We start from the raw sequence: 13,619 nt of genomic DNA on the forward strand, positions 1-13,619 counted from the left end.
GATGCAACACGTTGGCGATCTCGATTTCGAGAGCTGGGTCTGCCCCGCGCCCTTGCGGGAGACCCCGTCCGTCGTGATGGGCCACGGGGGCGGCGGGGCGATGTCGGCTGAGCTGATCGAGCATCTGTTCCTGCCCTCGTTCGGCGCGGCGGCCGGGTCCGACCTGGGCGACTCCGCCGTCCTCCAGGTCGGCGCGGGCATCCGGCTGGCCTTCTCGACCGACTCGTTCGTGGTAAAGCCCATGTTCTTCCCCGGTGGGTCGATCGGCGACCTGGCCGTGAACGGGACGGTCAACGATCTGGCGATGTCCGGTGCCCAGCCGATGTTCCTGTCGACCGCCTTCATCCTTCAGGAGGGCACCGAACTGAGCGAACTCGGCCGCATCGCCAAGGCCATGGGCGTGGCCGCGCAAGCCGCAGGCGTGCGGCTGGTCACTGGGGACACCAAGGTCGTCGACAACGCCAGCGGTGACGGCGTCTACATCAACACCTCCGGGATCGGTGTGATCGCAGACGGCGTCGACATCCACCCGCGTCGCGCGCGACCCGGCGACGCCGTTCTCATCAGCGGTGACATCGGAGTGCACGGCGTGGCGGTGATGAGCTGCCGCGAGGGCCTGGAGTTCGGCACCACGGTCGAGAGCGACACCGCCGCCCTGCACGGTCTCGTCGCCGACATGATCGCCACCGGCGCGGACCTGCACGTGCTTCGCGATCCGACCCGCGGTGGCGTCGCGGCGTCGCTCAACGAGATCGCCCGTGCGTCGAAGGTCGGAATCGACTTGGTGGAACGGGAGTTGCCGATCCCGCAGTCGGTGCGGGACGCATGCAGTCTGCTCGGGCTCGATCCGCTCCAGGTGGCCAACGAGGGCAAGCTGCTGGCGTTCGTGCCTGCCGAGTCCGCGGATCAGGTGCTGATGGCCCTGCGGGCCCACCCGCTCGGGCGGTCGGCGCGCAGGATCGGCGCCTGCGTGGTGGATCACCCAGGGATGGTGGTCGCCAGGACCGCTCTGGGCGGCGCCCGAGTGGTCAGCCTGCCGATCGGCGAACAACTGCCGAGGATCTGCTGAATGAGCGCACAGGGCGCACTTCTCTTCGCGCGATATGCCTACCCGCCCAACGAACTCGGCTACTGCGGTCCCGATGACGCGTCCGCCCTGCTCGATACCGGCGCGACCGCCGATATCGAGCGGCGGGCACGGCAGTTCGACGGTGCCTGGTGCTACCTCGAGTTCATCGCGGCGGCGAGCGGAATCGCGGACCCGCTCGACGCGCGGGTGGTCGAGGCATACTGGATCGGCAACGACCTGCTGGATCACGTCGACCCCACGGCGCTGGTGGACCATATGCTGCAGCGGTTCCGGGGGCAGCCCGGCGGTACCTGGCGCCAGGCGTCCGACCGTGCTGTCGCCCACCACAGCTTCCAGGTGTTCGACGTCTATCCGTGGGCGCAGATACTGCGCACCAGCGGCAACCCCACCGCCCTCACCGTGCTCGACCAGTGCCGTATCCGCATCGGCCGGGTCCTCCAGGTCGACGGTGAATCGGCGACCGTGGCATCCAGGCCGCTGCGGTGGGACGGGAACGCGATGGTGAGCGGGCCTGAGCAGCAGGACGCGGTGCGCTGGTCGGTCGACGGTATGACCTTGATCGAGGGCCTGTCCCCCGGCGATCGAGTGGCGCTGCACTGGGACTGGGTCTGCGACGTGCTCACCGAGGAGCAGTGCGCACGCATCGAGTCGCTGGAAGCCCGACAACGGAACGGGCGCAATGGCGCAGCCCAGTGACGGCGGTCCCACCAGCTGTCGACGGAAGTCGGCGACATCATCGCCCGTCGGCAGCGTATTGTCGGCGCCCGTGGACACCATGTTCGCTTCTGAGCGGGTCCGCGAGTTCGGCCGACGCCGAGCGGGGGCGAATGCGGGTCGCGCTTATCGGGTTGATGATGAGAGGGACAGCGAGGCGGCCCGGAGTCTGGAGGCTGGGACATGGCCGGTTGGAGTGTGCGGGACTTCGCACCGGACGATCTCGAGGCGATGGTCCGGCTCGAGGTCGAGAGCGACACCGGCGGGCATCGCCCTGCGTTCAGCCTCGCGGATGTCGTTGCGGCCCTGCAAGCGCACCACCCGGCGGTCGTCGCTGTCGCGGACGGCCATCTCGTCGGCGCGGCGGTGAGCCGGGTCGACGGCGACCGGGCCTGGGTACTGCGCGTGAGCCTGCACTCCGCCTGGCGAAACCTGGGCCTGGGGTCTGCACTGGTTTCTGCTCTGGAACACAGGCTCGGGAGCAGCGGGACCAGGACGCTGGCGGCCATCCTGCCGGACGAGGGAACCGGTGCCACCGCCCTGCGCAATTCGGGCTTCCGGCCCTGGGAGGGGATGACGTACTTCGAGAAGGCACGCGCGGTCACGGCCCAGGACGTGGTCCTGCTGTCCGGGCTCGGGGCGGTGGTGCCGGAAGCGGGGCTGTGGCGGCAACTGGCAGGGATGGCGGCGGAAAAGAGGCTGATCGAGCGGCGGTTGGTCCTGCCTCTGGCGCACCCGGAGCTCGCCACCCAGCACGGAGTCGAGCCGCCGCAGGCGGTGGTGCTGTTCGGCCCACCGGGCACCGGGAAGAGCACTTTCGCCAAGGCCGTCGCCGGGCGGCTGGGGTGGCCATTCGTGGAGCTCTTCCCGTCCCGGCTCGCGCTGGAGGGAGGGCTGGCGACCGGGCTGAGCGACCGCTTCGCCGAGATCGGGCAACTCGATCATGTGCTGGTGTTCATCGACGAGGTCGAGGAGGTCGCCGCGCTGCGCAGCGACGCGGACCCGGTCTCGGTGGGCGTGGTCAATGAGCTGCTCAAGCTGATCGTGCGGTTCCGGGACCGGGACAGCAGACTGCTCGTCTGTGCGACCAACAATGTCGCCGCTCTTGACCCGGCGTTCCTGCGGCACGGTCGCTTCGACCATGTCCTGCCGATCGGGCCCCCCGACCCGGAGGCCCGGCGCGGTCTGTGGTCCAGCTATCTGGCCCGGGCCGATGCCGAAGCCGATGCCGCGGCCCTCGCCGATGCCAGCGACGGCTTCACTCCGGCCGATATCGCGCACGTCGCCCGCACGGTCGCCCAGGACGTCTTCGAGCGCACCCTCGACACTGGGGTCCGGGCCCATCCCAGTACCGAGGACTACCTGGACGCCATCAGCCGCACCCGCCCTACCGTCACCGACGAGATGGCGCGCGAGTTCGCCGCTCACACCGACCGCTACGCCCGTACGTGATCCGGTGGTGGCGGGCGGTGCCGGCGAAGTGCGCGTCGGCTCCCGGAGATGCCCGCAGGGAGGAGAAGGCCCACAGGAACCCGGCGGCCATCAGGCGGTTGTTCTTGACGAAGCGGCATCCGACGAACTGTTTCTTGCCCGAGGCCCAGGTGATCGGGGCGGAGCCCTGTACGTGCCGATAACCTCATCCAAGCAGGTCAAGCTGTTCTGCGACTCTCACGGTGAGCCGTCGCCGGCCCCTCCGGACTCAAGACCGCAGCCCCCGATTGAAGATCGATGGGAACGGACGGCAGGATGATCCGCATGCTTCTGCGCCTGCCCTACCTCGCCCTGTCGAGCATGTTCACCCTGATACGGCTGCTGCCCATGAGCGACCGTGACAGGAACGTGGAAATCCTTGCCCTACGCCACCAGCTCACCGTGCTGCAACGCCAACTCGGAGCGGACCGCCGCGGTCACACCCGCCGACCGGGCCTTCCTCGCCGCCCTGCTCCATCCCCTGCCCCGCGACGTACTGCGCCGGCTACGGCTACTCGTCCGCCCGGACACGATCCTTCGCTGGCACCGCGATCTGCTCCGCCGCCACCACGCCAAGGTCTCCCGTCCCCAGCGACCGGCCGGCCCCGGACCGTACGCTCCATCCGCACCCTTGTCCTGCGCCTGGTCCGGGAAAACCCCAGCTGGGGCTACCGCAGAGTGCACGGCGAACTCGCCGCCCTCGGCATCACCATCGCCGCCTCCACCATCTGGGAAATCCTCAAGGAGGAGGGCATCAACCCCGCACCCGACCAGGCCAGCCAGAGCCAGACCTGGGCAACCTTCCTGCACAGCCAGGCCGACGCAATCCTCGCCTGTGAATTCTTCGAAACCCGCACCCTGACCGGCACACACCTCTACGTCTTCGCCGTCATCGAACACGCCACCCGGCGCATCCGCATCCTCGGCGTCACCACGCATCCCCCAGCGCAGTGGACCGTGCAGCAGGCCCGAACCCTTCTCATGGACCTCCACGACACCAGCCACGATCAAGTACCTGATCCGCGACCGGGACAGCAAATACACCCCGGCCTTCGATGCCGTCCTCACCGCCGAGAACATCCAGACAATACAAGAGCGCCATCCGGGCACCCGCATGAACACGATCATGGAACGCTGGGTTCGATCATGCCGAGCCGAACTGCTGGACCGGACCTCGATCTGGAACCAGGCCCACCTCCTCCACGCCCCCCGCGAGTACGAAACCTTCTACAACGAGCACCGGCCCCACCGCACCCTCCAAGCAACCGCACCCCTACGCCAGCTCCCCCAACCAATCACCGAACCAACCCAGTTGGACCACCTAAACATCCAACGACACGACCGACTCGGCGGCATCCTCCACCGATACCAACATGCCGCATGACCTGCATGGATGAGGTTGTCGGCACCTACAAGGTCCCAGGTGTCGACGGTGACCATGACGGCGTCGAAGCCCTCGTCCGGGACGACATCGGGCGGCAGGTGTTCGGCGTCCGCGGTGACCACGTGGACGCGGTCGTGTCCGGTCCCGGTCAGGCAGCGGCGGGGTCGATGTCGAGGGTGGTGACGCTGCCTGCCGGGCCGACGAGTTCGGCGATGAAGGCGGCGTTGTAGCCGCCGCAGCCGAGAAACCGACGGTTCGCAGAATCTCGAAGGGGAAGCTACGGGAACCCGAGGGGCATCTCGCCAATTATTGCTTCCGACGCGTGGGTTCACTGCTAATTCCGGCGCTGGCAGCGGAAAGGGACCCCGGCCCGGATCGCCGGGTCCACCAGCACGCCGCTGGGGCGGTGAAGAGGGGGACCTCCAATCAATGGCTCCCCAGCCCGTGTGAGGGCGGGCTGCGCCCGCCCTCACACGGGCTTCGAAAGATCGCTAGCCCGAGTTTCCTAGATAAGTTGATCTTTGGGCGCGTCGTTGCAGGTCAGCGTGGCTTGGGGGGCCGCAACTGTATGACCTAAGTGCGCGGCGCGGAGGGGTCCAGGTCGAAGATGCCGACGAGACGGGCCTGGACCGTGGTGAGGTCGGTGAGCATCCGGCGTGTTTTGGGGCGGCCGCCGGTGGAGGGGTAGATCAGGACGGTTTCCTGGATGCCGGCGAGGTGGCCGAGGAGTTCGCGCACCGACATGGGCTCGTCCGCGCGGGCTTGCCTGTCGTCGCATCAAGTGGGCAACGGTCAGGGCGAGTACGCAGGTGAAGACGTGGATGCGGATGTTGTGGTCGGTCCAGTGGTCCATAGGCCCGAAGGAAACGACGTGGGGGTCCTTGAGCTGCCGGAAGGAGAACTCCGCGTCCGATTGGAGCGGTAGCCGGCCACGATGTCGGCGATCGTCCAGTGGTTGTGGTCGGTGACCAGCACGCGCTTGCCGAAGATCTCGTTCTCCAGGGCCCGGCGGGCCTTGGCGTCGATGTTCCAGGTCAGACGGAGGTCCTGGGGAGTGTCGCCAGTCAGCTCGGTGGTGGTGACGCGGGCGACCCAGGAGTCCTTGGTGATCGCCGAGATCTCCGCCTGGACCTTCTCCGGGGCCCGCCGGGTCTTGCCGCGGGCCAGGGCAGCGGCGAGGTCGCCGAGACGGGCGCCCGCCTTGGCGAGGGTCTGGTCGAAGCCGCGGCTCTGGGCGGTGTGCAGGGTCGGCGAGTGGGTGAGCACGACACGGCGGTCCCGGCCGTAGACGGTGCGCCGGGTCTGCAGCGCGGTCAGGCCCCCGAAGCGCGGCTCATCCACCAGGGTGCGGGCGCGGGCGGGCCGCTTGAGCAGGTCGGCGCAGTGCGAGGGCGGGATCGAGCCGACGAAATGCAGCCCGGACCGGTCGAGGTGGGTGAAGTTGGCGACGGAGTTCTGCCCCGCGTCGAACACCACGGTGATCTCGCCCGGTGTCGCGTCGCCGGAGGCCAACGCCGCATGACGGACGCACAGTTCGTCGATCATCGTGGTGAACTGGGTGACGTCGGGCCGGTTTCCGGGGTAAGGGTGGGAGAGCAGGGGAACGCCGCCGTCGCGGGTGACGACCAGGCCAAGGCCGACCAATCGCAGGTCGGTGCGCTTCTGCTTGGCCTTGCCGCGCTGGGCGATAGGGGGCCTTGTCGTTCGCCGTGTCGATGTAGGTGGCGAAGTTGGTCATGTCCAGCGCGAGCGCCGACACGTCCAGGCTGAACCCCTCGATCATGCGCAAGGTGATCCGTCGCTCGATCTCGGCCAGCGCCGACAGCGGCACGTTCCGCATCGCGTCCCAGAACCGGCGATGGTCCAGCGCGGCGGCGGGGACCCGCGTGATCCGGTCAGCCGCGGTAGTCGCCCACCAGTCAGCGAACGCGGCCTTCGAGCAAGGGGCCACCACCCGGTTCAGCGCGGCCAGCGCAAGATAGGTTCCCGTGCTCGCCGCGGCGTCCGAACGACGAGCACCGACCACGGTGTCCACGGTGTCCACTACACCCAGCCGTTCCAGGACTCCCCACGCCGCGGCCACATCCCCGAACGCGAGATGGCGGCTGCGCTGCGGCATCGACGCCGCATCCTTGGCCGCCATCGCCGCCGCGATCTCCTCGGCCGTACCCAGGTACCGTTCCGACACGCGCTTGGGCTTGCCGTCCACACGCGCCATCTCACGAGGTAGTAGTACGTCCCTCCGTTGACCTTCTTCGCGTACAGGCTCGCCACAGCTTTAGGTCATACACCTTTCAAGGCGTCAGATACCACTCGATGTACCCCGTTCGTGCAGGTCAACACCCATTCGCAGTGTTCCGACCCACCTTCATGATCAACTTATCTAGGAAACTCGGGCTAGACGAGAGGGGTGAAGAAGAAGGTGTCCCGGCCCGCGAAGGTGAGTTCCGGCGTCAGGGTGAAGAAGTCGGCGAACCGCAGACCGACCCGCTGACCCGAGTGCAGCACTCCATGGAACTCGCCGTGCACCGCCGCCTGTGCGCCGGAGACCACCACCTCGGTCAGCGTGTGCGCGCCCTCGGCGATCACCCGCTCGTCCCGGTAGAACCGCAGGAGATCGGTGTGCCCCACGAGCGGCTCGTATCCGGGCCGGTGGTAGCGGGCGTCCGGCGCGAAGAGCGCGAACAGCCCTGACACATCGCCCGCGTCGACCAATGAGTAGTACTGGGGGACCCGGGCCACGGCCGCGTCCTCGGCGGGGGCGGCGCTCCCGCTCGGCGTGAGCGGGCGGCGACCGCTGCGGGCGGCCGCACGGTTCGGGGCGGGGCGTTGTGTCTGCGTCTGCGTCTGCGTCTGCACGGCGAGGCCTCCCGGAGGACTGGATCTTGGGTCTGGGTGCTCACCGGCTTCCGGGAATGGCTGATCGTCCGCCTCAACCACGGCAACAACCTCGTCTGGACGGCTCTCATCCGGCATCTCGCTCCCGGCGGCTTAGTGCATCCCCTGACGCCAGAAGCCGACGCTCCCGCCGTCGCCACACTCTTTCAACTGATTGACGAGTTCCTGGAAGTACGCGAAGGGCACGACGGCCCTCTCAAGATCTACGGCGCCTACCAGGCGTGGCTGAACACAAAGTTGGTATCACCCAGACCCGTCTCCGCCGGACCAGAACGACTGAGACGACAACCAGCATTCATGCCTACGGGACCAGATCAACTGAGAAAACCGCCATCCTGGCGTCTCAACTCATCTGGTCGCCGCAGGTCAGTGCCATGGCCACGAACCAGATCATGTGCGACGGGACAGCGGCGCCAGGGAGCTACGGAGGAACGCTGAACACGGGGCATATTGCTCATCCCAGTTGGCCGCAGTGGCCAGATCGGCCACTCAGCCACACCGCCCACCCGGTAGCTGACCGCCCCTCCCGGCGGGAGCACACGGGGAGGGGCGCGGTTGGTCCGGGTCAGTCCTTGCGTCGGTCAGGTCGAGCTGGATGACGCTGTCGATCTCGTTGACCCAGTCCGCCGTAAGGCTGCCTTCCTTGGCCACCGCGCTCCCGTCCGCCTTCAGCACGCCGATCCGGTCACCGGCGACCACGACCTGGACGACAGCAGGTTCACGACCTTCTCCGGCGAGGACAGGGCTTGCCGCCGCTCGCCTTGAACCCTGCGATGACCCCCGGCTGTTCCCTGTCGCCGTCGTTCACGCCGACGAAGCCCAGGTCGGCGACCGCTCCCATCTCGAACTCGCGCAGCCAGGCGCACAGCCTCTCGCCGCGGACTGCTGTGATCTCGCTACAGGCGCCGCGGCCGCCCGAGACGACCCGCAGCAGCTGCCCCTTCGCATCGGTCAGGGCGAGGAAGAGCAGGCCGTGCGTCTTTTTGGTCCGCCGTCGGGTGCGGATCAGCGTGCCGTCCAGCAGCACCACGCACTCGATGTCCTTGGCCACCTTCGCCAAGCCGCGGTCCAGGCGCGGGGCACGCGTGGCCAGCAGCTGGATCCCTTCCGGCACCCGGCGGCGCACTGTGGACGCGGAGACGTCGTTGCCTCCCGCCAGAGGCGGGCCGACTCCCTTGGAGTGCCGGCCGCGAGGGGGTCAGTGTCCGGCAGGAGCAAGGTCTTCGAGCGGGTCGCTCGCGGGGGCGGTGGTCGCCGCGGTGGTGGCGGCGGGTGGAGCGGTGGTGCGGCGGCTGATGATCCAGCGGATCAGCGCAGGGGCGGCCAGGACCATCAGGAACAGACGCAGGGCCTGGACGGCGAAGACGAGGGTGACGTCGGCGTTGGAGGCGCTGGCGGTGGCCAGGACGGCGTTGATGCCGCCGGGGGTGGTGGCCAGGTAGGCGTTGAGCAGGGTGACGTGGCTGACGGTGGTGACGGCCCAGGCGAGCAGGCCGCACACGGCGGTGGTCACCGCGGAGTAGAGCAGGACCTTGGGCAGCAGTCGTCCCAGGGTGCGCAGGGTCTCGCGGGTGAAGCGCAGGCCGACCTCCAGCCCGATCACGGTGAAGGCGAGCTCGCGGGCCAACTCGGGGGGCTGGCTGCCGTATCCGGCCGCCGTCACGGCGGCGGCCAGGAGTACCGGGCCGAGCAGGGCGCCGGCCGGAAGCCGCAGCCGCACGCCCAGGAAGCCGCCAGCCACCGCGATCAGGGCCAGGAAGGCGTAGCCGGACACCGAGCCGTCGACCTCGATCTCGGGGGCGCCGAGTACGCCGAAGCCGGTGGCGTGGGGGGCGAGCAGGAAGCGGACCAGGAGCGGGGTGCTCAGGACGACCAGGGTCAGGCGGACGTACTGCATGAATGCCACCACCCGGGCGTCGGCGCCCAGGTCCTTGGCCGTGGCCACGATCGCGGCCGAGCCGCCGGCGACCATGCCCAGTGCGGCCGTCGTCGCGTCGACCTGGCCGCGGCGGGCGAACCAGAACCCGGCGGCCAGGCTGAACGCCAGGGTGGCGAGGGTGACCGCGAGCAGCGGCAGCACGGCCCCGCCGCTGCGTTGCAGGGAGTGCACGTCGAAGTAAGTTCCGATCACCACGCCGACCATCGCCTGTGCGGCCAGGTGCACGCGCGGCGGCATGCCGGTGCCGACCACCCCGGACAGCGCTGCCGCCACGCCCCACAGGACGGCGGACAGCAGGTGCGGGGCGGGCAGGCCGATCTCCTCGGCGGCCTTGCCGGTGAACCAAACCAGTGCCGCCAGCACCGCCCACAGGGCGGCGCGTTGGGCGCGTGAGCGCAGCGAGGAGGAGCCCGGCGGCGCCGTGGAAGCGTCGGCGAGGGCACGCAAGGAGGACGGGAGTGGCACGGTGGCTCCAGAGCGGGAGTCGAGGGTGCAGACCAGGGGGATCGCCGACCAGGGCGTGGCACACCGCCCACCCACGGGCGAGAGCACGGTGGGGCGGCGCGTACGTGGGCAGCGCAGAAACTCCTACACGCTGTAGGAGCTTGGGCTGACTCTAGATGATCGGAGGAGATCACCGCAAAGGCCGTGGCAGTCGCCGCACGCTCGCGCGCCGCCTCAGCCGACCCGCCTGCTGCGACCGCACGATTGCGGGGGTGTGCTCGCCCCGGGTCAGCTCCCCGGCGTCGGCCCGTCGGACTCCTCGGCCGTGTCGGCCCCTTGGGCATCGGCGGGCGGGGAGTCTGCGCGGCGACGTCGGCGCAGGTGCCAGACGATCAGGGCGATGATCACGACGGCGGCCAGGGCGATGGCGACGTAGCGGCCGACCTTGGCCTCGATGGTCGCGTACGCGCTTCCGGCGAAGTAGCCGAGCAGGGTGAAGCCGATGCCCCAGGCCAGGCCGCCGAGCGCGTTGAAGGGCAGGAACCGGCGGTAGGGCATGTGGGAGGTGCCGGCCAGGGCGGGCATCATCGCGCGGAAGAAGGCGATGAAGCGGCCCAGGAACACCGCCGCCGGGCCGCGGCGCCGGATCAGGCCCTGGGCGCTGGCGATGTGCGCCTGGTGCTTGCGCAGTGGACGGGTCGTCAGGATCCGCGGGCCGAAGCGGTGTCCCACCTCGTAGCCGACGCTGTCCCCGGCGATGGCGGCCAGTACGACCACCACGGCCAGCCATCACACCGAGACCTTGCCCTGGCTGGCCAGCACCCCGCCGAGCACCACCGCGGTCTCCCCGGGCACCACGAAGCCGACGAACAGCGCGTCCTCGGCGAAGACCAGGGCGAACACCACCGCGTAGACCACAGGACCGGACAGTCCGCCCAACCAGTCGGTGATCGAGCCCATTTCTCGTCCTCGCCTGTCGCCTCGGACCCCCGTGGAGAACCACGCACGAATCTACAGCGTGTAGTACTTTATGCCGGGCGGTCACCGCTGCTTCATCTGGAAGTCATATGTGCGCCACCTTTCCCCCGGGGTGCGCGCGCGGGCACCGGGGTCGCACGGTGACCGCCCCGTACTTGCAGGTGCCGGCTCCCGCCGTTGGAAGGACTCCCCGCATGCCGTATCGGCTACGGCCGCAGGTCCGGCGCAGCGCTGTTGCGCCGGTGCAGGGCCAGCGGGACGGCTGCGATGACCAGGGCCAGTGCCCCGAAGCCGACGGTGAGCGTGGTGACCGCCGCGATTCCCGCGACCAGCAGTGGGCCGCCCGCGTCGCCCAGTTCACGGCCCAGTTCGGCCGCGCCCATGGTCTGCCCCAGGCGCTCGGGATCGGCGGCGTCGGCCAGGGCTGTGAAGGCGAGCGGGGTGATCAGCCCGGTCCCGGCGCCGATCAGGACCGCCGCCAACAGCATCCAGATCGCCACCGCGCCCGCCAGGGCGGCCGTCACCGTGAACAGCAGCGTCAGACCGCCCGCCCACACCAGCACACCGCCCAGCAGGGGTCCGGCGGTGTAGCCCAGGCTCTTGTAGAAGCCGTAGGAGCCGAACGCCCGCCCGCGCCTGGCCTGCGGATTCAGCCGCGCCACCAGCACCGAGGCGGCCGGGGAGAACGCGGACGCGGCAGCGCCCTGCCCGAGCCGGGCCACCCACAGCAGCCCGGTGTCCCTCGCCAGGGCGAACGCGACCAGTCCGCCCAGCAGCACCGGTCGCGCACCCACCCGGTCCGCCAGCGCCCCGAAGACGGGCTTGAGCAGGACCTCGGCCCCGTCGTAGAGCGCCAGCAGCCCACCCAGGACCAGGAGCGACTGGTGGTGGCCGGAGGTGAAGGACCCGAGGTTCGCGGCGATGCCGTGGGCGCCGAACGCGGTGCTGAACCCGGCCGCGTACAGCGGCCACATCCGCCACCGCGCGGCAGCCTGGGCAGGGAAGGTAGTGGTCAACATGGGTACGAGTGGTCCTCCGGGGCCTCACCAAGCCGCCCAAGCGGTGGTGTACAGCGGGTCAGGTGCTGGCGGTGTAGGCGTGCTGGGCGCCCTCGAACATCAGCTCCGTCTCGTGGGCGGCTTCCGCCAGCCCCCCGCAGCACACGGCGAGCAGCAGCGCGAAGACCAGGAGTGGGGCGGTGCGCGGTACCGGGGCCGGTGCGAGCAGGGCGCGCACGCGGCGCGGTACCGGTCCGCCGGTGGCGGCCAGCGCCCCGGCGCGCGGGCGCGAGCCCTTCTTGGCCAGGGCGGCGCGGGCCAGGGCGCGGGCGACCACCGCCCGGTCCCCGACCGCCCGGGCGGCGTCCTCGTCGGCCCAGCGCTCGATGGTGAACGCGCCCTCGGTGGCCAGCGGGCGCAGCAGCGGGCACGCGGCGGCGGCGAGTTGTAGGACCAGGAGGAAGAAGTGGTGGTGGCCGCGTAGGTGGGCGCGTTCGTGTGCCATCAGGGCCTCGCGTTCGGCGCCTTCCAGGGTGCGGAGCATGCCGGTGGAGACCACCACCCGGCCCGGCATCCCGGGTAGTCCCGGCAGTGCGAACGCCTCCAGGCGGGTGTCGTCGATCACCGCGAGTTCGCCGTCGCCGGGCAGGCGGTGGCATTCCTGGAAGGCTGCCACCAGGACCCGCCCGCGTCGCCAGGAGGCGACGCCGAGCCCGATCGTCGCGACCACAAGGACTATGGCGCAGATCGCCGCGACGGTGCGCGTCACCGGGTCCTGGGCCGCAAGGACGCGGGTGGACCAGGATCCGAGGAACGCGACCAGCGGGATCTGGCCGAAGCCGCTGAACGCCAGGAGCGCGAGCGCCCCCAGCCAGCTCATCGAGGCCACCAGTGCGGATCCGGTCAGCGCCACGGTCCCTGCACGCGGCGTCAGCCGCCGGGCGAGAGCGGGCGCGAGGACCGCGAGCATCGCGGCGACCGCGAAGGGAAGGTAGACCCCGATTCGCACCCGCCTACCGTCCCTGCTCGCCGCGCAGCAGCTCCTGCATCAACGCCTCGTTCTGGTCGCTCAGCTCCGCCACGAACCGCGCCAGCACCGCCTGGCGGTCCGTACCGCGCTCCAGCAGAGTGACCATGCGCCCCGCTGTGTCCGCCGCCTCGTCACGCACCGGAACGTACGCGTATCCGCGACCCATCCGTTTGCGGGTCAGCCTCCCCTTGTCGAAGAGCCGCGACAGGATCGTCAGCACCGTGGTGTAAGCCAGCTCACCGGGAAACCGGTCACTCACCTGCGCTGCCGTCAACGCACCGTCGGCCGCCCAGAGAATCGCCATCACCCCGGACTCCAACTCACCCGCCGCCCGGCGCCCGGCACCGCCCGCACCCTCGCCCGTCACGCCGTCCTCCTCAGACCCCAGCAACACACGACACAGCCCCTTCGCTGCCCCCAGTGTGCCCCGTCCGGATCACGGCCGGCCGCACCGGACCGCTCACCCGGCCGCCCTACGCCTGACCCCACCGAGTGGAGGCGGAATGAACTGTTCCGGGTTTGACCGAGACTCGTTTCCTTCGAAGGATCGAGTCCGTTATGGCGAAGCAATATCCGAAGGAGCTCAAGGAGCGGGCCGTGCGCCGGGTCCTTGAGACACGCGATCAGTACAAGACCGAGTCCGCGGCGATCCGCTCGATCGGTGCCAAGCTCGA

General features: G+C 69.8%; 15 protein-coding genes and 2 pseudogenes. 6 read left to right on the top strand and 11 right to left on the bottom strand.

Going from position 1 to position 13,619, the window contains the following annotated elements:
• Position 1 precedes the first annotated feature (1 nt).
• From hypE to QMK24_RS34695, 3 genes are all read left to right on the top strand, one after another.
• A complete protein-coding gene (gene hypE, locus QMK24_RS34685) occupies positions 2-1,069 on the top strand; it encodes a hydrogenase expression/formation protein HypE (protein ID WP_283470840.1) in 1,068 nt (355 codons plus the stop codon).
• A complete protein-coding gene (locus QMK24_RS34690) occupies positions 1,070-1,786 on the top strand; it encodes a DUF6390 family protein (RefSeq protein ID WP_283470841.1) in 717 nt (238 codons plus the stop codon).
• A gap of 201 nt (positions 1,787-1,987) precedes the next feature.
• On the top strand, positions 1,988-3,256 hold the full coding sequence (locus QMK24_RS34695) for an ATP-binding protein (protein ID WP_283470842.1): 1,269 nt from the start codon (positions 1,988-1,990) through the stop codon (positions 3,254-3,256).
• Between the two features lie 7 nt (positions 3,257-3,263).
• Here QMK24_RS34695 and QMK24_RS34700 read toward each other — a convergent pair.
• Positions 3,264-3,422: pseudogene (locus tag QMK24_RS34700) on the bottom strand (IS110 family transposase); the annotation flags it as partial.
• A 137-nt stretch (positions 3,423-3,559) separates the two neighbouring features.
• Here QMK24_RS34700 and QMK24_RS34705 point away from each other — a divergent pair.
• Together QMK24_RS34705 and QMK24_RS34710 are read left to right on the top strand one after the other, a co-directional pair.
• Positions 3,560-4,658: pseudogene (locus QMK24_RS34705) on the top strand (transposase family protein).
• Positions 4,655-4,888, top strand: a complete 234-nt coding sequence (locus QMK24_RS34710) for a hypothetical protein (protein WP_283470843.1) — start codon at positions 4,655-4,657, stop codon at positions 4,886-4,888. Before QMK24_RS34705 ends, QMK24_RS34710 begins: the two are co-directional and overlap by 4 nt.
• Before the next feature lie 343 nt (positions 4,889-5,231).
• On the opposite strand, the gene QMK24_RS34715 is transcribed toward QMK24_RS34710, so the two are convergent.
• Complete coding sequence (locus QMK24_RS34715) at positions 5,232-5,402, bottom strand: hypothetical protein (protein ID WP_283470844.1); 171 nt, start codon at positions 5,400-5,402, stop codon at positions 5,232-5,234.
• A 48-nt stretch (positions 5,403-5,450) separates the two neighbouring features.
• The gene (locus QMK24_RS34720) at positions 5,451-6,347 is read right to left on the bottom strand and encodes an IS1634 family transposase (protein WP_502962694.1); all 897 of its coding nucleotides are present in this window, start codon (positions 6,345-6,347) and stop codon (positions 5,451-5,453) included.
• A 47-nt stretch (positions 6,348-6,394) separates the two neighbouring features.
• On the opposite strand from QMK24_RS34720, the gene QMK24_RS34725 reads away from it, so the two are divergent.
• Complete coding sequence (locus QMK24_RS34725; RefSeq protein ID WP_283470846.1) at positions 6,395-6,640, top strand: hypothetical protein; 246 nt, start codon at positions 6,395-6,397, stop codon at positions 6,638-6,640.
• A gap of 415 nt (positions 6,641-7,055) precedes the next feature.
• Here QMK24_RS34725 and QMK24_RS34730 read toward each other — a convergent pair whose 3' ends face one another.
• From QMK24_RS34730 to QMK24_RS34765, 8 genes are all read right to left on the bottom strand, one after another.
• On the bottom strand, positions 7,056-7,517 hold the full coding sequence (locus tag QMK24_RS34730) for a nuclear transport factor 2 family protein (RefSeq protein ID WP_283470847.1): 462 nt from the start codon (positions 7,515-7,517) through the stop codon (positions 7,056-7,058).
• A 757-nt stretch (positions 7,518-8,274) separates the two neighbouring features.
• Positions 8,275-8,670 (bottom strand): hypothetical protein, encoded by a 396-nt coding sequence (locus tag QMK24_RS34735; protein ID WP_283470848.1) that lies wholly within the window; start codon positions 8,668-8,670, stop codon positions 8,275-8,277.
• 84 nt (positions 8,671-8,754) lie between these two features.
• Entirely contained in the window at positions 8,755-9,960 is a 1,206-nt protein-coding gene (locus QMK24_RS34740; RefSeq protein ID WP_283470849.1) for an AbrB family transcriptional regulator, read from the bottom strand.
• 267 nt (positions 9,961-10,227) lie between these two features.
• Positions 10,228-10,719, bottom strand: a complete 492-nt coding sequence (locus QMK24_RS34745) for a DedA family protein (RefSeq protein ID WP_283470850.1) — start codon at positions 10,717-10,719, stop codon at positions 10,228-10,230.
• A 9-nt stretch (positions 10,720-10,728) separates the two neighbouring features.
• Complete coding sequence (locus tag QMK24_RS34750) at positions 10,729-10,899, bottom strand: SNARE-associated domain-containing protein (RefSeq protein ID WP_283470851.1); 171 nt, start codon at positions 10,897-10,899, stop codon at positions 10,729-10,731.
• 224 nt (positions 10,900-11,123) lie between these two features.
• The gene (locus QMK24_RS34755) at positions 11,124-11,936 is read right to left on the bottom strand and encodes an MFS transporter (RefSeq protein WP_502962692.1); all 813 of its coding nucleotides are present in this window, start codon (positions 11,934-11,936) and stop codon (positions 11,124-11,126) included.
• 58 nt (positions 11,937-11,994) lie between these two features.
• The gene (locus QMK24_RS34760) at positions 11,995-12,924 is read right to left on the bottom strand and encodes a M56 family metallopeptidase (protein ID WP_283470852.1); all 930 of its coding nucleotides are present in this window, start codon (positions 12,922-12,924) and stop codon (positions 11,995-11,997) included.
• A 4-nt stretch (positions 12,925-12,928) separates the two neighbouring features.
• Positions 12,929-13,312, bottom strand: coding sequence for a BlaI/MecI/CopY family transcriptional regulator (locus tag QMK24_RS34765; protein WP_502962691.1), 384 nt, complete (start codon positions 13,310-13,312; stop codon positions 12,929-12,931).
• Positions 13,313-13,619 lie beyond the last annotated feature (307 nt).

It is taken from the genome of Streptomyces sp. PH10-H1, from assembly GCF_030063355.1.
Taxonomy (GTDB): Bacteria; Actinomycetota; Actinomycetes; order Streptomycetales; family Streptomycetaceae; genus Actinacidiphila.